24 protein-coding genes are annotated in these 24,392 nt (G+C 56.9%); 21 read left to right on the top strand and 3 right to left on the bottom strand.

All coding sequences use genetic code 11. From position 1 onward, the window contains the following. Nucleotides 1-48 precede the first annotated feature (48 nt). Both BMX66_RS01710 and BMX66_RS01705 read left to right on the top strand, forming a co-directional pair. Nucleotides 49-1,230, top strand: coding sequence for a sensor histidine kinase (locus BMX66_RS01710; protein WP_090877769.1), 1,182 nt, complete (start codon nt 49-51; stop codon nt 1,228-1,230). A gap of 5 nt (nt 1,231-1,235) precedes the next feature. Next, nucleotides 1,236-1,862: a response regulator gene (locus tag BMX66_RS01705; RefSeq protein WP_177168715.1), complete on the top strand. Its 627-nt coding sequence runs from the start codon at nt 1,236-1,238 to the stop codon at nt 1,860-1,862. 344 nt (nt 1,863-2,206) lie between these two features. Here BMX66_RS01705 and BMX66_RS01700 read toward each other — a convergent pair whose 3' ends face one another. Continuing rightward, nucleotides 2,207-2,716 carry a hypothetical protein gene (locus tag BMX66_RS01700; RefSeq protein ID WP_090877764.1) on the bottom strand — a complete coding sequence of 170 codons (510 nt, stop codon included), beginning with the start codon at nt 2,714-2,716 and terminating at the stop codon, nt 2,207-2,209. Nucleotides 2,717-2,784: 68 nt separating this feature from the next. After that, nucleotides 2,785-3,147 carry a response regulator gene (locus BMX66_RS01695; RefSeq protein WP_090877762.1) on the bottom strand — a complete coding sequence of 121 codons (363 nt, stop codon included), beginning with the start codon at nt 3,145-3,147 and terminating at the stop codon, nt 2,785-2,787. A gap of 511 nt (nt 3,148-3,658) precedes the next feature. Here BMX66_RS01695 and BMX66_RS01690 point away from each other — a divergent pair. From BMX66_RS01690 to BMX66_RS01620, 15 genes are all read left to right on the top strand, one after another. Beyond that, entirely contained in the window at nt 3,659-4,195 is a 537-nt protein-coding gene (locus BMX66_RS01690; RefSeq protein ID WP_090877760.1) for a hypothetical protein, read from the top strand. Between the two features lie 93 nt (nt 4,196-4,288). After that, nucleotides 4,289-4,654, top strand: coding sequence for a response regulator (locus BMX66_RS01685; RefSeq protein ID WP_090877759.1), 366 nt, complete (start codon nt 4,289-4,291; stop codon nt 4,652-4,654). A 3-nt stretch (nt 4,655-4,657) separates the two neighbouring features. Then, nucleotides 4,658-6,670 (top strand): chemotaxis protein CheW, encoded by a 2,013-nt coding sequence (locus BMX66_RS01680; RefSeq protein WP_255398754.1) that lies wholly within the window; start codon nt 4,658-4,660, stop codon nt 6,668-6,670. 70 nt (nt 6,671-6,740) lie between these two features. Continuing rightward, nucleotides 6,741-7,250: a chemotaxis protein CheW gene (locus BMX66_RS01675; RefSeq protein ID WP_090877757.1), complete on the top strand. Its 510-nt coding sequence runs from the start codon at nt 6,741-6,743 to the stop codon at nt 7,248-7,250. Between the two features lie 33 nt (nt 7,251-7,283). After that, the gene (locus BMX66_RS01670; protein WP_090877755.1) at nt 7,284-9,539 is read left to right on the top strand and encodes a methyl-accepting chemotaxis protein; all 2,256 of its coding nucleotides are present in this window, start codon (nt 7,284-7,286) and stop codon (nt 9,537-9,539) included. A 34-nt stretch (nt 9,540-9,573) separates the two neighbouring features. Next, nucleotides 9,574-10,446 (top strand): CheR family methyltransferase, encoded by an 873-nt coding sequence (locus BMX66_RS01665; protein ID WP_090877753.1) that lies wholly within the window; start codon nt 9,574-9,576, stop codon nt 10,444-10,446. Beyond that, nucleotides 10,439-11,050 (top strand): chemoreceptor glutamine deamidase CheD, encoded by a 612-nt coding sequence (gene cheD, locus BMX66_RS01660; protein ID WP_090877751.1) that lies wholly within the window; start codon nt 10,439-10,441, stop codon nt 11,048-11,050. The genes BMX66_RS01665 and cheD overlap by 8 nt, the downstream gene beginning before the upstream one ends. A gap of 54 nt (nt 11,051-11,104) precedes the next feature. Then, nucleotides 11,105-12,193 (top strand): protein-glutamate methylesterase/protein-glutamine glutaminase, encoded by a 1,089-nt coding sequence (locus BMX66_RS01655; protein ID WP_090879684.1) that lies wholly within the window; start codon nt 11,105-11,107, stop codon nt 12,191-12,193. Nucleotides 12,194-12,746: 553 nt separating this feature from the next. Continuing rightward, complete coding sequence (locus tag BMX66_RS01650) at nt 12,747-13,919, top strand: flagellin N-terminal helical domain-containing protein (protein ID WP_090877748.1); 1,173 nt, start codon at nt 12,747-12,749, stop codon at nt 13,917-13,919. Nucleotides 13,920-14,024: 105 nt separating this feature from the next. Further along, nucleotides 14,025-14,339: a flagellar protein FlaG gene (locus BMX66_RS01645; protein WP_158593360.1), complete on the top strand. Its 315-nt coding sequence runs from the start codon at nt 14,025-14,027 to the stop codon at nt 14,337-14,339. Between the two features lie 50 nt (nt 14,340-14,389). Next, complete coding sequence (gene fliD, locus BMX66_RS01640; RefSeq protein WP_090877744.1) at nt 14,390-16,414, top strand: flagellar filament capping protein FliD; 2,025 nt, start codon at nt 14,390-14,392, stop codon at nt 16,412-16,414. A gap of 32 nt (nt 16,415-16,446) precedes the next feature. Continuing rightward, nucleotides 16,447-16,917 carry a flagellar export chaperone FliS gene (gene fliS / locus BMX66_RS01635; protein ID WP_090877742.1) on the top strand — a complete coding sequence of 157 codons (471 nt, stop codon included), beginning with the start codon at nt 16,447-16,449 and terminating at the stop codon, nt 16,915-16,917. Further along, nucleotides 16,914-17,255 (top strand): flagellar protein FliT, encoded by a 342-nt coding sequence (locus BMX66_RS01630; protein ID WP_090877740.1) that lies wholly within the window; start codon nt 16,914-16,916, stop codon nt 17,253-17,255. The genes fliS and BMX66_RS01630 overlap by 4 nt, the downstream gene beginning before the upstream one ends. Before the next feature lie 134 nt (nt 17,256-17,389). Beyond that, nucleotides 17,390-18,448 carry a flagellar hook-length control protein FliK gene (locus BMX66_RS01625; protein ID WP_090877738.1) on the top strand — a complete coding sequence of 353 codons (1,059 nt, stop codon included), beginning with the start codon at nt 17,390-17,392 and terminating at the stop codon, nt 18,446-18,448. Next, entirely contained in the window at nt 18,435-18,749 is a 315-nt protein-coding gene (locus BMX66_RS01620; protein WP_090877736.1) for an EscU/YscU/HrcU family type III secretion system export apparatus switch protein, read from the top strand. The genes BMX66_RS01625 and BMX66_RS01620 overlap by 14 nt, the downstream gene beginning before the upstream one ends. A 43-nt stretch (nt 18,750-18,792) precedes the next feature. Here BMX66_RS01620 and fliE read toward each other — a convergent pair whose 3' ends face one another. Next, nucleotides 18,793-19,332: a flagellar hook-basal body complex protein FliE gene (fliE, locus tag BMX66_RS16085; protein WP_369826948.1), complete on the bottom strand. Its 540-nt coding sequence runs from the start codon at nt 19,330-19,332 to the stop codon at nt 18,793-18,795. A 23-nt stretch (nt 19,333-19,355) separates the two neighbouring features. Here fliE and fliF point away from each other — a divergent pair, with 23 nt between their 5' ends. The 4 genes from fliF to fliI all read left to right on the top strand — a co-directional run bounded on the left by fliF (nt 19,356) and on the right by fliI (nt 24,391). After that, complete coding sequence (gene fliF, locus BMX66_RS01610) at nt 19,356-21,077, top strand: flagellar basal-body MS-ring/collar protein FliF (RefSeq protein WP_090877734.1); 1,722 nt, start codon at nt 19,356-19,358, stop codon at nt 21,075-21,077. Next, nucleotides 21,070-22,068 carry a flagellar motor switch protein FliG gene (gene fliG / locus BMX66_RS01605; RefSeq protein WP_090877731.1) on the top strand — a complete coding sequence of 333 codons (999 nt, stop codon included), beginning with the start codon at nt 21,070-21,072 and terminating at the stop codon, nt 22,066-22,068. The genes fliF and fliG overlap by 8 nt, the downstream gene beginning before the upstream one ends. An 88-nt stretch (nt 22,069-22,156) precedes the next feature. Continuing rightward, a complete protein-coding gene (locus BMX66_RS01600) occupies nt 22,157-22,843 on the top strand; it encodes a flagellar assembly protein FliH (RefSeq protein ID WP_090877729.1) in 687 nt (228 codons plus the stop codon). Nucleotides 22,844-22,960: 117 nt separating this feature from the next. Continuing rightward, nucleotides 22,961-24,391: a flagellar protein export ATPase FliI gene (fliI, locus tag BMX66_RS01595; protein ID WP_090877726.1), complete on the top strand. Its 1,431-nt coding sequence runs from the start codon at nt 22,961-22,963 to the stop codon at nt 24,389-24,391. Nucleotide 24,392: the final 1 nt, after the last annotated feature.

Raw genomic sequence — 24,392 nt, 5'->3', positions numbered from 1 at the left:
CGCGGTTACCCATCTCTTGTCGGATATCATTGAGTACATAGCCTACCGATGAAGCAAAAAGAGGAACAATCCGAGTTATACGCCCTGGCGGAAGCCCACCCGTTGACCATTGTCGCGAATTCCCCCGGCATGGTGTTTCAATATATCGAGTGCGAGAATGGCGGCCATTCCATACCATTTGTAAGCGACCAGTGCCTTAATGTACTAGGCATCAAGGTGGATAAACTTAAAGCTGACCCTTCGCTGCTACTGGATCTTGTGCTGCCGGAGGACCGGGAGAGTCTGCGCCGTTCCAAGGCCCACTCAGCCGCCAGTTTGACGGTATGGAATTGGGAAGGGCGCCTTTGGATCGAATCATATGGCGACGTGAAGTGGATCAGCCTGCGGGCCAGCCCGCGCCGGGAGCGGGGTGTGGGTGTGATCTGGGAAGGGATTATCATCAATGTCACGCAAAGCAAACGCAGGGAGACCGAGCTCAAGGAATCGCATAAACGGTTGAAGGAAGTATCAGCTCATGTCATGGCGGCGGTAGAGCACGAGCGCATTCGCATTGCTCAGGAGATTCATGATGATCTGGGGGGCAACTTGACGGCTATCAAGATCGATCTGGACTGGCTGGGCCGGCATATTGGCAGCGACGGCGGTAATCCCGAGCTGCCGGCTAAAATTCGTACTGTCTCTCAGATGGTGGACCGCACGATGCATTCGATTCAGCGCATTTCCCGCGATCTGCGGCCAGGCATCATGGATTTCGGCATTGCTGCGGCGATCGAATGGGAAGCAGGGGAATTTGCCAAACGCCTCGGCATCCCTTGCGAAATCTCGTGCGCCCAGCAGGATATTGAACTGAAGCCTGATGCGGCAGTTGCCGTATTCCGGATCTTCCAGGAGGCGCTCACCAATATTATCAAGCATGCGCAGGCATCGCATGTCTGGGTGCGATTGAACGCGATACAGGAGCAGAATACGAGGTATCTGGTGCTGGAGGTGCGGGATGACGGCAATGGCATTACCCCAGCCGATTACTCGAAATTCAATTCTTTCGGCATCCGCGGCATGGTCGAACGGGCAGGCCTTCTCGAAGGAAAATTGACTGTCAGCGGTCAGCGAGGACAGGGAAGAAAAGGTACGACGGTGCATTTATCGATCCCACTCGCGGCGGGGGAGGACAACTCGACTACGGCAGGATCGAGCGCTGCTCGATCGAAGGCTGCACAACCAAAGGCATAGCGGTCATGAACGTACTGATTGTCGATGACCACGCCATTGTCCGGCAGGGTTTGCGGCAAATTCTGCTGGAAAGTGGTAAGGTCATGCTTATCGGAGAAGCCGGATGCGGTGCGGAGGCGATGCGGCAATTACGCGATGGCGAGTGGAATGTGGTGGTGCTGGACATTTCGCTGCCCGACAGAAATGGCATCGAGGTTTTGAAGCAGATCAAGAAAGAGTGTCCAAAAATCCCCGTGCTCATGCTCAGCATGCATGAAGAGGGACTGTATGCGATCCGGGCGCTGAAGGCTGGCGCATCGGGCTATCTCACCAAGCAAAGCGCGCCGAGCGAGTTGATGGCTGCGATCCACCAGGTTTCGCGGGGGCGCAAGTATCTGACGACAACGCTGGCCGAAGCCATGGCCGACAATCTTGGCATCGACCATGATCGGGCGCCTCACGAGTCTCTATCTGACCGGGAATACCAGACGCTGCGCCTGATCGCCTCGGGCAAAAGCCTGACTGACGCGGCCGAGGAAATGTGCCTGTCGGTGAAGACTGTCAGCGTCTACCATGCACGGTTGCTGGAAAAGATGAGGCTCAAAAACAACGCCGAACTAACCCACTATGCTATTAAAAACGGCTTAGCCTGAGCGCAACTCAGCCGGTGGCAAATTATTGAGAGCCATGTGAGACCCGCTCTCATTGTAATCGCCTCCAGGCTTCGATAACCACGTTGGCCTCTTCCGACGTATTGAACCAGTGCGAGGTTGGTAATGCCGATTGGCACGCAGGCATTGATTGCAGTGGCGGGCAAGATGGCGCGGGTGGCCTATGGGTTAATCAAGAAGCATCGGCCGTCTCGGCGATTCTTTGAGGAAAGCTTGCCCAGTGGATCGTCTCTCTCAGTAGGGCCTCGGTGCGATGTTTTGCCTATCGGTTTTTCACCTCTCAGCCCGCGGATTTAAAGGTAATGAGCTGCAAATGCTTCAATTCTTCAAGACAAGCCGGCCGCCAGGATCGTGAGCCTGCCGGAACGGTATCCGGCGACGTCGATCTCCAAATCGAGCCGCCCAAGGGGCTTGGCGAGCACAGCGTTTACCTCACCCGGAATATCGGCGCCGCAATGCAAGCCACGAAAAATGACCCTGGGTGCGCCGTTCTGCGGAAATACAGCCGCCAGTACATTGAACACCTCGTACAGGTTCTCGGTCAGTGTGCCGTCGAGGCATTTTTCCTTGACACATTCGTCCACCCGCGCCGCCGGTACCATCACAAGTGCCGCCCCCAGGCTTCCGCCTACCGCCAAATCGCAGCAGACCACTACCCGCAGGCTTTCACATTCCCCGAAATACGCCCCAACGGCATGCGTGCCTGGGGCGATGGGTTTGGCTGGCACTACCTTCGCCACCACAGCCCGTCCGATCAAATCACTGAGCATGCGGGCGACGGCGCTTGCGGGAGGCAGCCGTACTGACAAGTTTACGGGAAGCGGCGATGTTGGCATTTTGATTCCTCGTTTGGATTTGGTGGTGACATTCGCCGCACTAGTTGTATTCACTCGGCGTTGTTCAGTCAATCGATGAATGGATCGAGGGCCTCTCTAAACGTATCCTGGTTAAACGGCTTGGCAATCAGAAATAGCGCGCCTTCCACGTTGGATAGCATCCGCATCTCCCGCGTGGATTCCGACGTGACAAAGCCAAATTTCACCTTGCAACCCGCGGCCCTGATTTTCTTGAGAAGATCAATGCCCGAAAGTTTCGGCATGTTCCAGTCGGAAAGCACAAGGTCTGGCGGATTGGCGGTAATGGCCGCGAACGCTTCCTCGCCATCGCCCGCTTCCAGGAACGTGTGATCGCGAAAACCCGCGAGCCTGAGAGTTCGTATCACGATCATTCGCATCGCCTTGCTGTCGTCCACAACCATAATTTGCATGATATCTCCCTCGTTTCAAGACCTTGGGTTGGTCATCCTGCGCGTTCATGCCGCCTTGCCAAGTTGATGCGCTAAAGGTCCGCGTAAGAAGCCTGTTCGTTTCAAATGGATACCTTAACGGCGGTCCATTGCGAAACTTGAGTGCGATCGCCCCGGATCGTGTATCCCGGATACCCTCAAGCCAGGACGATAGGCAGATTGTATGGACATTCGGACTGAATGACGCTAGCCCGGATATTGCATTACAAAGGTTTCCGCATTGGCGCTCGATATATCAGGCCACTATCCTTGCCATTGGGGTAGTTCCGTACGGTTTGCGCCCCTCAATGTCGTGCTAGGTGTAATACAGCCGCTACAACGACAACGAAGGGGTTACGGGTGATATCAGCCGTCCCCGACTGATGAGGCCGCACCCCAGAACCGGGCTGTCTTCAAGTTCCGCCGGAATTAGCCGTAAACAAACAATAGTATTGGAACTGCTGCCCGGACTATCGTGCAATAGGAGTTTTAAGTGGGAAAAGACGACGACAATGGGGCCACGGCCAAGGTGCGGTCATTCGTGTTGCGGTATATGGAAGCGCATGGCACGGAGATGCAAGGGGTGCGTACCGAGCTTGATCAGCTCCAGGCAATACTGGGCGAGGCGGTGGCTCGCCTGACGTCAAGTTTCGAGACAATCGGCGCGTATTCAACACGCCTCTCGCAGCGGGGGATGGACGATTGCCTGGACGGCGCGGGGACCATTCCTGTTGCCGCGCTCGGCGCCACTGCCGGGTATCAGCACGATCCGGCTTTGCTCACCGAGGGTATCGGAAGCAGCGTCAACGAGGCGATAACGGCCCTACAGTTCTACGATATTGCGTCGCAAATTCTCGCGCATGCAGGGCGGCGCATCGAACTTCTCGAGCGACTGGCCGGGCAACTTGGGCAATTACCCGATACCACGGTCGAGGAGCTGGAGGATGTATTACGGAATGCCTGTGCCGTCCGGGGCCATAACCCGGCTGGTCAGGCTTTTATGACAGTTGGTGCGATGGAATTTTTTTAGTGTAGTAAGTCAGGAATATCGTTATATAACCAAAATGAATAAACCGTGAAGTAGCGATATTTCTGCCTTATTACTAGCGTAAGGAGCAAAAGAATGGCAAAGACGATACTTGCCGTGGACGACTCGGCTTCGATCCGGAAAATGGTCCTGTTTACGCTGAAACGGGGGGGCTACGATGTAGTCGAAGCCGTGGACGGTCAGGACGGGTTGGAGAAAGCGCTCAAATACCAGGTGAACCTCGTGCTCACCGATCAGAATATGCCGCGCATGGACGGACTCACGCTTATCCATTCGCTGCGCGAGCTGGCGAATTACCATGCGGTGCCCATTCTCATGCTTACCACCGAGTCGAGCGACGAAATGAAATCGAAGGGGCGCGCCGCCGGCGCAACCGGATGGCTGGTGAAGCCTTTCGACCCGAGCCGGCTACTCGACGTGGTACGGAAGGTAATAGGATAGCCGGTGGACGATCTCTCTGAATTTCACGGCGTTTTCTTCGACGAGGCGACGGAACACCTCGACGGCATGGAGTCGTTGCTGCTCAGCATCGACGTGAACGCACCCGATAAAGAGCAACTGAATCCCATCTTTCGCGCCGCCCACTCCATCAAGGGAGGCGCGGCGATGTTCGGCTTCCAGGACATCGCCGAGCTCACCCATGAGATGGAAACGGTGTTTGACCGGGTGCGCAAAGGGCAGATGCCTCTGTCCAAAGATCTGGTCGATGTCTTTCTTATTTCCGGCGACTTGCTGAGGGCGATGTTGGGGGTGCGCAAAGACGATGGTGACGAAGTGCCCAGGGAAGAAGTCAGTGCCCTTTGCGCGAGGTTGCGGCTGTTTCTGGAACCGGAAGCCACTGCCAGCGAGATTTCCGTCATGGTAGCCGGAAGTGCGGTCAAGGTTAGCGGCGGCGAAGCAGTCCAGGCGGCATCGGCATCGACAGCGCCGCCACTGTCATTAGCGAGGGGGAAGAGCGACCCCGAAGTGCCGGAAGCAACGGTCAAGCGACGTAAAACAAAAAAAAGCGCCGAAAAAAGCCCGCCAGCCGTTACTGCCGGGATTTCCACCATCGCACCGGTCAATCAGTGCAAGGTCAACAGCAACGAAGCCGTAACACCGGCAGTGACTTCACTGTCCCCGCTGGCGGAGAAAAAGGATTTCGGCCTTTTCGTTGATCCCGCGACCCTTCCGGCAAACCTGCCCGGCGCTACCGCGATGAGACCTGGCGGCGCAAAGATTGACGAACTGAAGGGCGTGGCCAAACCCGAAGCCGCAACCCCCAGTGCCACGGATGCCTCGTCCATTCGCGTCAGCGTGCAAAAGGTGGACCAGCTCATCAACCTGGTCGGAGAACTCGTCATTACTCAGGCGATTCTCGCGCAGGCCGCATCCTGTGCGGATCCAAAGCTCTACCAGGCGCTGTCCCAGCTTGAGCGCAATACCCGCGATTTGCAGGAATCGGCGATGTCGATCCGGATGCTGCCGATATCGTTCGTATTTGGACGCTTCCCGCGCGTGGTGCGTGATCTTGCCGATAAGCTCAACAAACAGGTGGAATTGAAAACCGAGGGCGAGGGGACCGAGCTCGACAAGGGGTTGATCGAACGCATCGTGGATCCGCTTACCCACCTCGTGCGCAATAGCCTCGACCATGGTATCGAACTGCCCGCGGTACGCCAGGCTGCGGGCAAACCGGCAAAGGGAACGATCACGCTGCGTGCATTCCATCGAGGCGGAAATGTCATGATCGAGGTCAGCGACGACGGTGCTGGGCTCAACCGTGAGCGCCTGCTTTCGAGGGCGCGCGAGCGCGGCGCGAGCGTGTCCGATTCGATGAGCGACCAGGAAGTTTTTCAGTTGATTTTTGAGGCTGGCTTCTCGACGGCTGAAAAAATCACCGACGTCTCCGGACGCGGAGTCGGTATGGATGTCGTGCGCCGCAATATCCGCGAGATGGGCGGCAATGTCGAGATCAATTCGAATCTGGGCGCAGGGACCTGCATTTCGATCCGCCTCCCGCTAACGCTCGCCATTCTCGATGGCATGTCGGTGGCGGTGGGCAAGGAAGTATTCATCATCCCGCTGACTTATATCATCGAATCGTTGCGGCCAATCGCTGCCGATGTCAAGGCCGTCAGTGCCAAGGAGAAGGTGGTCCGGGTGCGCGGCGAATACCTGCCGTTGATCGCGCTGCACGAAGTATTCAACCTGCGGCCCGAGGCGCGCGAAGTGCATGAGGGCATGGTTGTGATTCTCGAAAGTGATGGGCGCAAGACGGCAGTGTTCGTCGATGCGCTGGTGGGGCAGCATCAGGTCGTCATCAAAAGTCTTGAGCGCAACTTCCGGAGGGTACAGAGCGTATCGGGAGCCACAATCATGGGCGATGGCAGGGTGGCGCTGATACTCGACGTGGCGGAGCTCGTCGACGGCACTGCGGGTACCGCCGCGAGCACTACCCGCACCACAGCGAAATAATAATACGCAAGGACCTGAAACGCTTGTCAATTTAACCGCAAGACAATTACCAACGATTGGAGTATGAGAAATGTCACAACCCCCAACCGCAACCCCGATCACCACGTCCGACCCAAACGCAAGCCGGACGGCCAATGAATTTCTCACTTTTCGGCTTGGCAACGAAGAATACGGCATCGAGATACTGAAGGTACAGGAAATCCGCGGCTATGACGCCATCACCCGCATTGCCAATGTGCCCGAGTTCATCAAGGGCGTCGTCAATCTGCGCGGCATCATCGTGCCGATTGTCGACATGCGCATTAAATTCAATCTCGGCACCGTCGAATACAACCAGTTCACGGTAGTGATCATCCTGAATGTAGCGGGACGTGTGATGGGAATGGTGGTCGACGGGGTTTCCGACGTGATTACGCTCGCCGCCGAGCAGGTCAGACCGGCGCCGGACTTTGCCGCCAATCTCGACACCGAATACATCATCGGCTTGGGGACAGTCGATAAACGCATGCTGATCCTGATGGATATCGAGGCACTTATGTGCAGTGCTGAAATCGGCCTGAACGGCCCTGACATTCATTAACAGAGTCCATTCAAATTTTTCGGGGAGAATCCAATGTTCAAAAATCTGACCATCAAATCGCAGCTGATTGTTATCTCCTGCGTGTCATCGTTGTTACTCATTGCAATCGGTAGCTACGGTTTCTATGGAGTCAAGCAATCGAACAGCAAGCTGCAATCCGTTTATGTGGATCGCACTGTACCCCTGTCGGATATCGCGACAATTCTGGATCGTGCCCAGCGTTCCCGCCTCAACGCGGTGATTGCTGTCAGCTACGCGGATATCGAGGAAGCGAAAAAACGGGTTGCGATGACTGTACAGCGGGATTCTGAAATCAGCGAGAGCATGAAAAAATACCTGGTGACGACGCTGACACCCGAAGAGAAGGTTTTGATTGATCGCTTTGAGAAGCAATGGAAACCGTATCAGGCAGTACGAGATGCGGCCCTGAATCAGGCCGTCCAGGGAAATTTCGTCGCTGCAAAAGAACTAATGGTGAAAGACGGCACGCCAAAGTTTGATGCCGTGCACGAAACCATCTTCAAGCTGGTGGAACTGCAGGCACAAGTTGCGGCGGAAGAATATGCACAGGCACAAAGCGATTCCACCACCATTTCCACAGTCATGATTAGCGTGATCGCACTGGGTGTTCTGCTGGTTATTGTCTTGAGTACGCTGCTGATCAAAAGCGTCATGCACTCAATTAGTGATGCTGTTAAAACGATGGAAGAAGTTGCAGTCGGCCACCTGGACACCAAAATCGACACCACAAGTAAAAATGAATTGTCGGAATTGTCCCGTTCGATGCAAAAAATGGTGACAACGCTGAAGGATTTTCTTGCCGAACAACAACAAATGGGGAAGCAGCATGATGCCGGGTTGATCAGCCACCGTATTCCGGTCAATAAATTTTCAGGAAGTTATGCAGATGTGGCCAAAGCAACCAATGATCTGGTGATCGGGCATATCGCTGTCAATATGCAGGTGGTGGAGGTGATTACCCGCTATGCCAACGGCGATTTGTCGGTGGACATGGAGCGTCTTCCGGGAGAAAAAGCCAGGATTACAGAAGCCATGGATACGGTCAAGACCAGCTTGCAAGCGATCAATGGGGAAATCAAAATCCTGGTGGAGGGGGCGGTAGCCGGCGACTTTTCGCGGCGTGGCGACGCAACAAAGTATCAGCACGAATTCAAGCAAATGATTGATGGATTGAACCAGTTGATGCAGGTCAGCGAAACCGGCCTGAGTGAAATCGTTCGCGTGCTGGGTGCATTAGCGAAAGGAGATCTGACAGAAAAGATTACCAACGACTATAAAGGCATGTTTGGGAAGCTGAAAGACGATGCGAACATAACGGTCGCGCAACTCAATCAAATCATCGCCCAGATAAACGAAGCGACCGAGTCGATCGCCACTGCGTCGAAGGAAATCGCACAGGGAAATACCGACCTGTCGCAGCGCACGGAAGAACAGGCGGCCAGCCTGGAAGAGACAGCGAGTTCCATGGAAGAGCTGACCAGCACGGTGCAGCAAAACGCAGAGAATGCAAAGCAAGCCAACCAGCTCGCCGCGTCCGCATCCGAGGTGGCGGTCAAGGGCGGCCAGGTGGTGGATCAGGTGGTGGGCACGATGGGTGCGATCAACGAGGCCTCGAAGAAGATCGTCGACATCATCAGTGTCATTGACGGCATTGCGTTCCAGACCAATATCCTGGCGCTGAACGCCGCAGTCGAGGCGGCGCGCGCCGGGGAGCAGGGCCGCGGCTTTGCGGTGGTGGCATCGGAAGTGAGAAACCTGGCGCAAAGGAGCGCGGAAGCAGCCAAGGAGATCAAGACATTGATCGGTAATTCTGTTGAGAAAGTCGATTCCGGCACCAAGCTCGTTGACCAGGCGGGCAAGACGATGGAGGAAATCGTCGGCTCGATCAAGCGGGTGACCGACATCATGGCCGAGATCACGGCGGCGAGCCATGAGCAGAGCGCGGGAATCGAGCAAGTGAACCAGGCAATCGGACAGATGGACCAGGTAACGCAGCAGAATGCGGCGCTGGTCGAGGAAGCGGCGGCCGCTGCCGAATCGCTGCAGGAGCAGGCAGAGGCTCTGAGCGGCGCCGTAGGAGCCTTCCGGCTGGAGCAAACGCAATTATCGGCCGCGATAGAGCGGCGTGGGCCAAACCGGCCCGACAATGTCGAACGGTTGGTGAGAGGCTCCGCACCTGTCAAAGCCGCGGCGCGGCCAGCGCTCGGCAAGACAGTGGGGATGCGCAAGATCAAGACCGGCACCGACGAGGATTGGTCCGAGTTTTGATGCGCTTTGACGCAGCGGGGCATGCGGCTGGAATATGGACAATTTGACAGGTGCTGTGGAACGCAGGGCACGCGAATATGACTTTACCGACGGCGATTTCGAGCGTGTTAGAAAACTGATCTACGAGCATGCGGGCATCTCGCTATCCGCCAGCAAGCAGGACATGGTTTATAGCCGGCTCGCCCGGCGCCTGCGTGAAAAGGGCCTGACGACGTTTGCCGATTACCTGCGGTACCTGGAAGCGGGCGACACGCACGAGTGGCAGGCATTCACCAATGCGCTGACCACCAACCTTACATCCTTCTACCGCGAAGCGCATCATTTCCCCATACTTGCCGAGCATCTTGTTCGTCGACGACGCGCGGGCGGTGGGTCGATGACGGTCTGGTGCTGTGCCGCATCAACTGGTGAAGAACCCTACACCATCGCGATGGCCGCCATCGAGGCATTGAACGACAGCGCGCCGCCGGTGCGTATCCTCGCCACTGACGTGGATACCAACGTGCTGGCCAAGGCGGATGCCGGCATCTACGACATCGAACGGATCGAGTCGCTGACGCCGGAACGCGTACGGCGCTTTTTTCTGCGCGGCGATGGCAGTCACGCCGGCAGCGTCAAGGTGCGTCCCGAGCTGCGCAAGCTGATCACGTTCCGGCACTTGAATCTGCTTGATGCGCAATGGCCGGTGCGGGGCCCGTTCGATGTCATCATGTGCCGTAACGTCATGATCTACTTTGACAAGGACACGCAGCGCCGGATACTCGAGAAATTCGTGCCGCTATTGAGGAGTGATGGCCTCCTGTTTGCCGGACACTCGGAAAGTTTCCTTCAGAACGCCGACCTGTTCAAGCTGCGCGGTAAGACGGTATACGGGCTGGCGGCAATGGCGCAGGCGCGGCATGGCTAAAGGCGGCGACGGGCCGCTGGCCACCCATCTGTATTTCGACCGCAAATACAAAACGGAAGCGGTCAGGGTGTTGCCCGGTGAATACTACGCGACGAGCCAGGACATGCTGCTGGCAACGGTGCTTGGTTCGTGCGTGACCGCCTGCATACGTGACAGGCAAAACGGTATCGGGGGCATGAACCACTTTATGCTGCCCGGCGACTGCATGGACGAAAACGATCCGTCAAGCGCGTCGGCGCGCTATGGAACCTATGCGATGGAAATATTGATCAATCAGATCATCAAGAAAGGTGCGCGTCGCGCCAATCTCGAGGCCAAAGTCTTCGGTGGGGGCAACGTGCTGCCAGGATTAGCCGAAGCGAACGTCGGCGAACGCAACGCCGAGTTCGTACTAAGTTTTTTGGAAACGGAAAGCATTCCCGTCGTTGCCCACGATCTGGTGGATATCTATCCGCGCAAGGTTTATTACTTTCCCAGCACCGGCAAGGCGCTGGTAAAAAAACTACGCGATCTTCCTGACAGCGCGATCGTCGAGCGTGAAAAAGACTTTAGCTCGCACCTGTCCAAAGCCGGCATCGGCGGGGCTATCGAGCTGTTCAGCTAATCCGCCGGCAAGTCAATGCCCAATCCCCAATCCCGAATGAGCGGCACCAATCCCATGAATCCAATCAAGGTTTTGATCATAGATGATTCCGCGCTGATCCGGAAAATATTGACCAGGATTATCGGCGGTCAATCGGATATGCGGGTAGTGGGAACTGCCGGCGACCCCCTTGCCGCGCGCGAGATGATCCGCAAGCTCGGACCGGATGTCCTGACACTCGATGTTGAGATGCCAAAAATGGATGGGCTTGATTTTCTGGAGCGGCTGATGCGGCTGCGGCCAATACCGGTCATCATGATATCAACTTTGACCCAACAAGGCTCCGAAGTGGCATTGCGCGCGCTCGAGCTCGGCGCGGTCGATTTCATCTCCAAGCCCCAGCTCGACATTGTCTCCGGGCTACAGGATTACGCGCTTGAAATCACCGGCAAAATCCGCGCCGCATCGGCCGCCCGTATCCAGAAGCCCCGGACAGCAACGATCGGGCCGAAGCAAAAAACCAAAGCGCTGCTACCGAAGTTGGCCAGCTGCGTGCCGTTGACGGAGAAGCTGATCGTCATTGGCGCCTCGACCGGCGGTACCGAAGCGATCAAGGATGTGCTGATGCGTATGCCATCCGACTGTCCGGCGATTCTGATCACTCAGCACATGCCGCCGGCATTCACCAAATTATTTGCGGCGCGGCTCGACAGCTTGTGCCGCATCCACGTTAAAGAGGCCGAGCATGGCGAGCGGGCAATTCCAGGGCATGCCTATATTGCGCCCGGCGGACGGCACCTTTCGGTGCGCAAGAGCGGCGCGAATTATGTTGTCACGCTCTCTGACGAGCCGCCGGTGCACCATCACCGCCCTTCGGTCGAGGTGCTGTTTCGCTCGGCTGCGCAACATGCGGGCGTCAACGCAATCGGTATCATGCTGACCGGCATGGGTAAGGACGGTGCGGCGGCAATGCTTGACATGAAACACGCGGGGGCATGGAACATTGCACAGGACGAGGCGACGTGTGTGGTATTCGGCATGCCCAAGGAGGCAATTGCGGCTGGTGGCGTTCACGAGGAGTTGCCTTTAGGCGCCATTGGTGCCCGCGTGCTCACGTTGCTAAGTATGGGCGCGTCGCCCCGGCGCGCTAACGAGGTTTCGTAAACCCGGCCCTTGCCTGGTAGCGCAGCGAATAAGGGATTATTTCGTTTTTATATTGGCGCGCAGAAAGGCTGCATAGCCGTTTCGCCAAGTGTATCGCCTGCCAGCTTCAAAACAGCTTGCGCCGCTTCCTCTTCGCTGGCGTTAAAGCGGTAGCCGTTTACTTCAAGAAACAGGATGCCGGCAACAAAGCCGGCGTTTGTTGCCGCCGATAAATTAATGGTTGCGGAAAATATCTGCTAGGGCAAGCAGCTCATCCAGTGCCCCTTATCAGCAATCTAAGCCCGGATATACCATGTGGATTCCCCGTTAATCGGCGGATTGCGCGCTTTGCCGTCCGCTTATCATGACATTTGGTTGGACCCTGCGGAAGGTGGCAGTAGATGGAAACGACGTCAGCCTGATTGCGCAAAAAATCCCGATGAACCAATTAAATTTATCTCCTGAGCCGCCGTTAATAAGCATAACAGCGGTTGAACAGCCTCGAAAAAACCCGAGGTGAGCCAAAGTTAACGCTGTGAGGCGTATCCCATAAAACTTAGTCAAGGAGATTTACATGGCTGCAATTATCAACACCAACGTGATTGCGTTGAATGCGCAACGCAACCTTAACAATTCGCAGAATGCGCTTGCTACCACATTGCAACGTCTGTCCTCGGGCCTGCGCATCAACAGCGCCAAGGACGACGCCGCAGGACTGGCGATTTCCGAGCGCATGACTTCGCAGATTCGCGGCCTGAACCAGGCTGTTCGCAACGCCAATGACGGCATCTCGATGTCGCAAACTGCCGAAGGCGCGTTGGGCGAAATTGGCAATAACCTGCAACGTATCCGTGAACTGGCCGTGCAATCGCGCAACGCGAGCAACAGCGTAAGCGACCGTACCGCGCTCAACAATGAAGTACAGCAGATCAAGGCTGAAATCGACCGGGTCGCTTCGACGACGGCGTTCAATGGCATCAAGCTGCTCGACGGCACCTTTACCAATCAGGCATTCCAGGTCGGCGCCAACGTCGGCGAAACCATCAACATCAGCAGCCTGGTTAATGCACAGACCGCATCCCTGGGCACCACCACCACCTACGCAGCCAGCCCAGCCGCTGGTACGGCTCCTCCTACGGCATTCACGGCGACAACGGACGATATTGCCGCGGGTGATCTGAAAATCAATGGTATTGACGTGGGTGCCATTACTGCCGCTGGTACTGCTCCCCTTCAGGGCGCAGCCGTCGCAGCAGCTATCAACGCGATATCGGGCAGCACCAACGTTACTGCTGCGGCCGATGGCGCCGGCATCGTGACGCTGACCAACACTTCGGGTAGCGATACGGTCGTGACGATGGCCAACACAGCTACCACTGCACGAACCAGTCTGACAGCCGGCACGACCACGGCAGTAGCCACCGTTACCGCCGGCTTCGCCTCGTTGGCTATAGACACTACCGCGAATGCCGATACCGCCATTGCCTCGATGGACTCGGCGCTGAGCGCGCTCAATGCGGCACGCGCCGACCTTGGCGCCTATCAGAACCGTTTCTCGTCGGCTGTCTCAAACCTGCAAACCACCGCGGAGAATCTGTCTGCGTCCCGCAGCCGTATCGTGGACACGGATTTCGCTGCCGAAACGGCCATTCTTTCCAGGAACCAGGTGCTGCAGCAAGCTGGAACGGCAATGCTGGCCCAGGCCAATGCGCTTCCGCAGTCCGTGCTGGCGTTGCTAAGAGGCTAGCCGGGGCTGATCGGCTTAACCAGCCGGAATCGGGCTGGAAGGTTGTTGTAATGAGGAATCCGGGGGATGCCCCGGGTTCCCTTTTCAATTGCTTCGGAGTCTGCGATGGATATCAAACAAGTTGGAGCCGGCGCCGTAATCCGCCCCGAACCCGGTTTAATACGGCCGGCTGGGGACACGCAAAACCGCTCAGGCAGGATGTCATCGCCGTCGGCGCGTGCGCAGATAGCGCAGGAAATCACCCGGGCGGACACGTCTACGCTGGAGTTTAGTATTGACGCCGAGAGCGACAGGCTAGTGGTTAAAATCATCGACAGCGCAACCGGCGAGTTAGTGAGGCAGATCCCAATGGAGGAAATGCTGGCTCTGGCCAAAGCGCTTGGCCGGTTGAAGGGTCTGCTTTTGCACACGAAAGCTTGACCAGGCCCATGGGGCGGAATTTAACGAACAGCACAAAACGGGAGACAAACATGGGAATCACAGCACCAGGTGTGGGCTCGAATCTCGATGTGAATGGCATCGTCAGTCAGTTGATGGCGGTCGAACGGCAACCGCTCGCGTTGCTGGACCGGCGCGAATCGGATTACAAGGCGAAGCTGTCCGCCTACGGGACGCTGAAGGGCGCATTGTCCGCATTTCAGACTGCTATGCAAGGACTCGCCGACCCGGCCAAGTTCCAGGCTGTAAAGGCCAGTGCAGGAGACGCTTCCATATTGACTGCCACTGCCAATACCGATGGCAAGGCGGTGCCGGGCAGCTACTCGGTGGAAGTGCAGCAATTGGCGCAACAGCAAAAAGTCCACTCAGGGGGTTTTGCCGGCACTACCAGCGTGGTGGGCAGCGGCACCCTGACCATTCAATACGGTACTTATGACAGCGGCTCGAACACTTTTACCCTGAACAGCGCAAAATCGGCGCAAACAGTAACGATCGATCCCTCCAATAATACGCTTTCCGGGGTGCGCGACGCGATCAATGCAGCCAATATCGGCATTAGCGCAACAATTATCAACGACGGCAGCAGCAACCGCCTGGTATTAACCTCGAAGGACGGAGGTGCTGCCAACAGCGTCAAGATCACTGCGAGCGATGACGACGGCGCTAACCTGGACACCGCCGGTTTATCCCAGCTTGCTTTCGATCCAACCGCTGCAGTCAGTGCCGGAAAGAATCTCACGCAAGCTCAGGCGGCGCAGGACGCCAAGCTCCTGATCGATGGGATCGCCATCAGCAAGACCTCGAACACGATTACCGACGCGATCGAGGGTGTGACACTCAACCTGCTCAAGAGCAATGCGGGCAGCCCGACCACGCTTAACGTCGCGCGCGATACCGATGGCATCAAGGCGTCAGTGGAAGCATTCGTCAAGTCGTTCAATTCGGTTAATCAGACACTCGCGGATCTCAGTACATATAACACGGCGGCGGACAGGGGCGGGGTGCTGCAGGGAGATTCCGCGGCTTTATCAATTCAGCGCTGGCTTCGCGCCACGGTATCGGCCTCTGTGGGAAGCATGGGCGGCACATCAGGCAGCTTTACCTCGTTATCACAGATTGGCGTCGCTTTTCAGAAAGACGGCAGCCTGGCGCTGGATTCCACCAAGCTGCAGACCGCAACCGATGCCGGCCTCGATCATATCGCCGGTCTCTTCGCTGCGCGTGGCATGCCCACCGATAGCCTGATCGCCTATGACGGCGCGACCGATAAGACGGCCGCTGGAAACTATGCGATCACAGTCACGCAATTGGCTACCACGGGTGGCCTTACCGGAAGCCAGGCCGCGGGGCTGACCATTACCGCCGGTGTCAACGATCAGTTGACTCTCACCGTCGATGGCGTGACGGTCAGCATTACGCTCGCTGCCGCGACGTATGGATCGGCAGATGCGCTCGCGGCCGAGGTGCAAAGCAGGTTGAATGGCGCTGACGCTCTCGTGGCGGCGGGCAGTTCGATTGTGGTTTCCCAATCCGTCGGCGTACTCGGCCTTGCGTCGGCGCGCTACGGTTCCGGCTCAAGCATCGCATTATCCGGCGGCAATGGCGCCGATAATCTGCTTGGGGCAAGCCCTGCGGCAACGGTGGGAGTGGATGCGGCAGGTACGATTAATGGCGTGGCCGCCACCGGAACCGGCCAGATACTTACGGCTGCGGCAGGCGACGCAACGGAGGGCTTGCGCCTCGTCATCAACGGTGGGCCGCTGGGCGCGCGAGGGTCGGTCAATTTCTCGCGTGGTTATGCCGATCGGTTGAACAAGCTGGCGGAAGATCTGCTGGCTGACGATGGCATCATCGCCACCCGCGTCGATGGAATCAATGCCAGCATCAAGGATATAGACCGCCGTCAGGAAGATTTTATCAAGCGTCTGGACATGACCGAGGCTCGTTACCGGGCGCAGTTCACCGCGCTCGATGTGATGCTTAGCAGTTTGAATCAGACCAGCCAGTTTCTCCAGCAGCAACTCGCGGCATTACCGAAGAATAATTCCAATTCCTGAACGAAGAACAGTCCCTGAAGGAGTATCACAATATGTATACAGCATCCCGCAACGGCGTTAACGCCTATGCCCGCGTTGGTCTCGAGACCGGTGTGATCGCGGCCAGCCCGCACAAGCTCATCCTGATGCTGTTCGAGGGTGCACAAGTGGCACTATCTTCCGCCCTTGTTCATATGAGAAGCGGCGAGATCAAGGCCAAGGGAGAGGCCATTTCCAGGGCGATTACAATTATCAATTCCGGTCTTCAGGCCAGCCTGGACATCGAGGCCGGGGGCGAACTGGCGCAGCAGTTGAGTGCGCTCTACGATTACATGGGCCGCCGCCTGTTGTTTGCCAATTTGCATAATAAACCTGAATACATCGAGGAAGTTGTTCGGCTGCTTGGCGAGTTGAGTGAGGCATGGGAAGCAATTGGCGCCTCTACTGCGCCAGGCAGTGCGGGTACAGACTCGTCAGCCTCTCCGGCTTCCAAAGCCGCTGTCAATGGTTTGGGAAAGGCATGAATACGATGAGCAACACGGAAATCCTCGCCGCATTTCAGGCTATTTCCAATTTTACCGGCGAAATGAAAGAAGCAGCCCGAATCGGCGAATGGGACAGATTGACAGTACTGGAACGCTGTTGTGCCGGGGTAGTGGCGCAACTCAAGGCGGCACAACCTGTGCGGCTTACGGCTGACATGCAGCGTCGGAAAATTGAACTGATACACAAGATTCTGGCCGATGATTCGGAAATACGCATATATGCCGAGCCCTGGATGAAACAGGTGCAGACTTTGCTTGGCAACGCGGGGATGGCCCGGCGGGTACATCAGGCGTATGACAAGAACGATTGCAGATAGCAATTCCGCGTTACGCGAAAAATGGCGGAGATTGAACATGTTCTCTTAATCGCTCCATTTCTTTCTTGCATAGAGGACAGTACAAACCATAGCCCAACGGCATTAGCCGCTGAATTCAGAAAAAAATACTCGAAATGCTTGCACTCAATGCGCTCAATGCAATAGTTTCGACCAGCCCGAGCGGTTCGTCAGCCCACAGGCAAGCCAGCTACGCCGCCTTCCTGGCGGGACTGGAGCCGGGCCGGCATCTTCGTGCAACGGTGCACGCCGCTCTCTTGAATGGGGAGTTTGCGGTGATGATGGAGGCACCGGATACGGTGGATAAGCAGCTATTGCATATGAAGCTGCCCGCCGGCTTGCGCCCAGGGGATGCGCTGAACCTGATTTTCGTTTCCCGGAATCCTCGGCCGGCATTCATGCTCATGACAGATACACCCGCTACCGCAATTTCCGTACCGCTGAGCAGGGCCGGACGATTTATCAGCGGGCTGCTGGGTCGCTCGGCGTCTCCGGATACCACATCAGCACTATCCAACAGATCCCCCTTGCTTGCGGCACCACCTGCTGACGGTGTTCTACTGGCCCGGAGCCTGGCTGGCGCACTGGGCCAAAGCGGTCTGTTTTACGAATCTCATCAGGCGCAGTGGATAGCGGGCGCCAGGCCACTGGAAGATTTACTGCTGGAGCCACAAGCACCTTTGTCCGGGCTGCGCCCGTCCATGCCTGGTACAAATACCCGGGCGGGAGCATCCGCTATGACCGCTATGCCGGCTATGTCTGCCATGGCAAGCGAAAGCGCCGCCGACGCGCCTGCTCCGGTTCATCCCGATGCCCTGGCCCTGGTGCGGCAGCAACTCGAAGCTTTCGAGATGCGGCAGGTCAGTTGGCAGGGTATCGCCTGGCCTGGTCAAACCATTGAATGGGAGGTCGCAGAGGAAAAACCGGATTCAACCGATGAGCCCGACCAAATTCCAGCCGCCTGGCAGAGCCGCTTGAATCTGACTCTGCCAAACCTGGGTCAAATCTCGGCCAGCCTGCGGCTCGACGCACACGGTGTCGAAGTGCGGGTAACGGCAGCGGAACCCGTGACGGCGTTCATGCTGCGCGCTGGTGCGGCGCCGCTTGCGGAAGGGCTGGAATCCGCCGGCATCAAACTACTGGGGATGGGAGTGGATCTGGATGAAGCGACCTGATCCGAGTAAAGCGCGTGGAGCTGCGGTGGCGCTGGCTTACCGGGACGGCCGTGCGGCTCCCCAGGTAATTGCCAAGGGGCGAGGGCTGATCGCTGAAACCATTATCAGCGAGGCGCGGGCCCATGGCATCTACGTGCACGAGTCGGCTGAACTGGTATCCCTGCTCATGCAGGTGGATCTGGACCAGTATATTCCGCCTCAACTCTATCGCGCCGTGGCGGAACTGCTGGCGTGGCTTTATAGGATGGAAACCCGAATGGAAACCAAAATGGAAATTTCGGCGCTTCCGCGTCCGGATTAGATATTTCCTTCCATGGACCTCCTTCTATGGGTAGCCGATAATTTCAGACCGGCATATTCATGATGTCCTGATATGCCGATACCAGCTTGTTACGCACTTGCAGCGTATATTGAAATGAGATGGACGCCTTCTGCATCGAGATCATGGCTTCGGTCAGGTTTGCTTCGGGCGCACCCAGTTCGAAATCCCGCCCAAGCTTTGTGGCATGCTGCTGGACGTTATTGACATGGTCCAGCGACTTCTTGAGTACAGAGGTGAAATCAACGCCTCCACTCGCACCCGTGTTCGATGTTGCCGAAATCGGCGCCATTTTTCCGGCGGCGCGCGCTGCTCCAGCTTGCAACTGCGCGAGCATCGCATCTATTTTCGATACATCCATATTGCCTCCGCCATTCGTGCTTTCAGGAAAGTGTGCACGATAGCATCCGTGGACTCGGACCCATGTCCTGAAATAGCCGGAAAACCCGCTTTTATTCTCTGCATTAAAACAGGCGTTCATGCCGATAATGCTGGAATTCCAATTCCTTGAATCCGCAGGCTGCGCCTGAATATGACGACCAATAAAAAATCCTTTTCGATTCACATCGAATCGCCGGAGACAACGTCATGGCAGTAGCGGCGGACGCAGTCGCAGCCGTCCCGGAGGGCGGCCTTCAGAATTTTGCACTGGGTTTTATGGCCCGGCTGTCGAGTCCGCAGAAAATGGGCTTTATGCTGGCTGCCTCGGCCATTATTGCACTGCTGGCTGGCGGTTGGATGTGGGCTCAGACCCCAGACTACAAGGTGTTATTCAGCAACGTGTCTGATCGCGACGGCGGAGCCATCATCGCATCCCTGCAGCAAATGAATGTGCCGCACAAGTTTGCCGATGGCGGGGGTGCCATTCTCGTGCCTGCCGATCGGGTTCATGACGTCCGGCTGAAGCTTGCCGCGCAGGGTTTGCCAAAGGGTGGGCTGGTGGGTTTTGAACTGATGGAAAACCAGAAATTTGGCACCAGCCAGTTTCTTGAGCATGTCAACTTCCAGCGTGCGCTGGAAGGCGAACTGGCCCGCTCGATCCAGGCGATCGCGGCGGTCGATAGCGCGCGGGTCCATTTGGCCATGGGCAAGCAATCGGTATTCATGCGCGAACAACAGAAACCCAGTGCCTCAGTGCTGGTAAATCTCTACCCTGGCCGTGTGCTCGATCCGCAGCAGGTAAACGCAATCATGCATCTGGTTTCGAGCAGCGTCCCGAACCTGCCTCTCAGTAATGTTACGGTAGTGGACCAGCAAGGCAATCTGTTGAGCAAAGTCGATGAATCGGATCCCGGTAGCGGCTTGAATCCAAATCAGTTGAAGTACTTGCAGGCGCTTGAGCAGAGTTATATAAGACGCATCGAAGCTATCATTGCGCCCATTGTCGGAAAGGAAAACGTGCGCGCTCAGGTTGCCGCGGATGTCGATTTTGCTCACTCTGAGCAGATGGAAGAGATCTACAAACCCAACCAGGACCCTGGCAGCTCGACGGTGCGCAGTCAGCAGACCTCCGAATCGGCCAGCAGCGGCCAGACCGAGGGTGGCGTACCCGGCGCGCTTTCCAATCAGCCTCCGATGCCGGCAACCGCACCGATCAACACGCCACCGCCGCCGGGCTCGCCGCTTAGTCAAACGCCAAACGTGGGCGCCGCGCCGCCTGGAACACCAGATGCACAAGCCAACACGCCCAAGCCGCCGTCCAACACGCGCAAGGATGCCACGATCAACTACGAGGTGGACAAAAGAATCCAGCACGTGCGGAAACCGGTAGGCGGCATCAAGCGGTTGTCCGTTGCGGTAGTGGTCAACCACCACAAGGTAACGGGTCAGGATGGAGCCGTCAGCAGCAAACCGCTGACTGAAGTTCAAACGGCACAGATCACGGATCTGGTGAAAGAAGCCATGGGATTCAACAGGGAGCGTGGCGATACATTGAATGTGGTCAATAGCCCGTTCACGGACATGCAGCAGGATCTTCCGCCCGAACTGCCGCTCTGGAAACAACCCGAGATGATCGATCTTGCCCAGCAGGTGGGAAAGAATTTACTGATCGCAGCCTTGATCATGTATCTGGTGCTGGGTGTATTGCGTCCGATGCTGAAGCGCGCCAATCAACTGCCCGCGCCGCCGCTGCTGGCGGAATCTCCGGAACAAAAGGAGGATCAAACTGTGCAACCGGCGCCCGCCCTGAAGCAAGTGCCGCAGTTTCCCCAGTATGAACAGAACCTGGCGCTTGCCCGGCAATTGGCCAGAGACGATCCAAAGGTGGTGGCAAACGTGGTCAAGCAGTGGGTAAGCGGCAATGAATGAGGAAGGCATCAACAAGGGAGCGATTCTGCTTCTGTCGCTGGGTGAGGATGAGGCGGTGAAGGTACTCAAGCATCTCAATCCTCTTGAGGTGCAGAAACTGGGTATGGCGATGGCAAAACTGAAGAATGTGAGCCAGGAGCAGATCGATTTTGTACTCAGCGATTTCTGTAGCCGTGCCACAGGGGACACTCTTTTGCTGGATATCGATTCGGAGAGCTACGCCCGCACGGTCCTGCAAAGAGCTTTGGGCGAGGACAAGTCCACCGATATTATCAGCCGTATCCTCGAAGGCAGCGATACCAGTGGTATTGAAGGTCTCAAATGGATCGATTCGCAATCGGTGGCGGAGTTGATCAAAGGCGAGCATCCACAAATCATCGCCACCATTCTTGTGCATCTGGACCGTAATCAGGCAAGCGATATTCTCGGGCAGCTTACCGAGCAACTGCGCAACGACGTGCTGCTGCGTATCGCTACGCTTGAAGGTATTCAGCCCTACGCATTGCGCGAACTCAACGATGTGCTGACCGACCTGCTGTCGGGCAGCGAGAATATCAACAAGAGCCCGGTAGGCGGAATTCGTACGGCGGCCGAAATTATCAACTTCATGGGTAGCGCGGCCGAGGCCTCGGTGCTCGGCAATTTGCGCGAGTTTGACGACGATCTCGCACAGAAAATAATGGACCAGATGATCGTCTTCGAGAACCTGATGGACATCGACGATCGCGGTATCCAGCTCATACTGCGCGAAGTCGAGTCCGTGTCACTGGTCATTGCACTGAAAGGCGCCGCGGAGGATTTACGCGAAAAAATCTTCAGAAACATGTCCAACAGGGCCTCGGAAATGCTGCGGGAAGACCTGGAAGTCATGGGCCCGGTGAGGGTAAGCGAGGTCGAGACGCATCAGAAGCAAATATTGCAGGTTGTGCGGCGGCTCGTCGACGAGGGCCGGATCGCATTTGGCAGCAAGAATGAAGAGAGTTACGTTTGACAGGGATGCTTTCCCGATTTGGCAGCGACCGGATTGGTAGTAGCCCCGTAGCCCTCAGAACTATCTAGAAAGAAAAGGACGAGCATCTATGCCCAGCCGGATTATTCCGAAAGAACGCCTCTTCAATTATCAGCGCTGGGAGATGGATGCCTTCGAGTCAGCCGTCCGGACAATACCCGAGTCCTGTGACGAGAAGCAGGATGACACGGGAGAGTCCGGCGTCCCGGTATTTCTACCTACCGTCGAACAAATCGAACAGATTCATCAACAAGCGCAGCAGGAAGGGCATGCCGCAGGGTACGACGCTGGTTTCAAGGCGGGTCATACAGTTGGCCGTCAGGCAGGTGACGAGCAAGCGGCTGCGGATGCCGTCAAATTGCAAGGATTGCTCAAGAGTTTCCAGCGGGAATTGGCCGGTGCCGATCAGGCTATCGCCGGCGATCTGCTCACTCTTGCTCTCTGCCTTGCAAAGCAAATGATGCGCGAGGCCTTGAAGGTGAAGCCGGAACTTATTCTTGCTGTCGTGCGTGAGTGCCTCCAGCATGACGCTGCGTTCACCCAGCCGGCGCAGTTATTTTTGCATCCGGATGACGCTGCCCTGGTGCGCGAACATTTGAATCACGAACTCAACGATTGCACGGTTTACATTGATGCCAACATGGAGCGCGGGAATTGCCGGATCAAGATGGGCAATAGCCACATTGATGCCACCCTTGCCACCCGCTGGCAGCGCGTCGCACAGGCGCTGGGACAGAATAGCAATTGGCTGGAGTAATCCTAAATTCGGCAGTTGACCGCTCATTTTCCAGTTTAGGATTATGATCCACAAAGACTTTTTGTATCACTTGACCTTCATCTTTTGGATGAGTCCGCGACTAGCGGATTTAGGATAATGAAAGTTTCCTCTCACGCAGACCAGTGGCGCAGCTTCCTCAAGGGATGCGGTGATCTGGCCGTCAGTTCCCAACCCTTCGAGGTTTCAGGCAGCCTTACTCGCGTTACCGGACTGGTAATGGAAGCGGTCGGGCTCAAGCTTGCGGTGGGAAGCGGCTGCACCGTGCTCATGCCAAACGGCAACCGGTCGGAAGCGGAGGTGGTGGGTTTCCATGGCGACCGGCTTTACCTGATGCCCACCAACGACATATCCGGCCTCACGCCCGGTGCAAAGGTAATCCCCTGGGGCAACACCGGAGCATTGCCGATGCTTGGCGACGCCGGCCAGCCACGACGGCGCGCATCCGACCGGCTCAGGCGCTTCCCGGTGGGGGAGGGTCTGCTGGGGCGAGTGCTTGACGGGACTGGACGCCCCCTGGATGGCCTTGGGCCGCTGGAGGCGGGGCATGGCGCGCCACTCGTCAATAAGCCGCTTAATCCGCTCGATCGGGAACCGATCAATCAGATACTCGATGTTGGGGTGCGGGCCATCAATGCCCTGCTCACCGTAGGACGCGGCCAACGCATGGGCTTGTTCGCCGGCTCCGGAGTAGGGAAGAGCGTGCTGCTTGGCATGATGGCGCGCTACACCAGCGCTGATGTAATTGTAGTCGGACTGATCGGTGAGCGAGGACGCGAGGTAAAGGAATTTATCGAACAAATCCTCGGTCCGGAAGGATTGGCCCGTTCAGTGATAGTCGCTGCCCCGGCCGACACTTGGCCACTGATGCGATTGCAGGGCGCCTCCTATGCCACGTCCATCGCCGAGTATTTCCGCGACCAGGGCAGAAATGTTCTGCTGATAATGGATTCCCTTACCCGCTACGCCATGGCCCAGCGGGAGATTGCGCTGGCAATCGGTGAGCCGCCTGCTACGAAGGGTTACCCGCCTTCCGTATTTGCCAGATTGCCGCAACTGGTGGAACGCGCCGGAAACGGCGCCAAAGGCGGCGGCTCGATAACGGCGTTTTACACTGTGCTGACAGAGGGGGACGATCAGCAGGACCCCATCGCGGATGCGGCCCGCGCTATTCTCGATGGGCACGTTGTGCTGTCGCGGCAGCTTGCGGAAGCGGGCCATTATCCCGCAATTGATATCGAAGCTTCGATCAGCCGCGCTATGACCAGCCTGATTCAGCCGGAATATTTCGAACAGGTGCGCGGGTTCAAGCAGCTCTACTCGCGTTACCAGCGCTCGCGTGACCTGATCAGCGTGGGAGCCTATGCGCCCGGTAGCGATAAGCTGCTGGATCGCGCCATAGCGCTGTATCCCCAACTGGAAGCATTTCTCCAGCAGGGCATGTTCGAGTGCGCGGGTTACGCAGACAGCGCCATCAGACTAGTCGCGCTGCTTGGTCCGCAAGCCCAGTCCAGCTTGACCGAACCCTAAC

Origin of the sequence: Nitrosovibrio sp. Nv6 (genome assembly GCF_900110495.1) — a bacterium.
In the GTDB taxonomy this organism is placed as follows: Bacteria; Pseudomonadota; Gammaproteobacteria; order Burkholderiales; family Nitrosomonadaceae; genus Nitrosospira.
The sequence above is the reverse complement of the archived record's forward strand: the minus strand, read 5'-3'. Positions and strand labels throughout refer to the sequence as shown.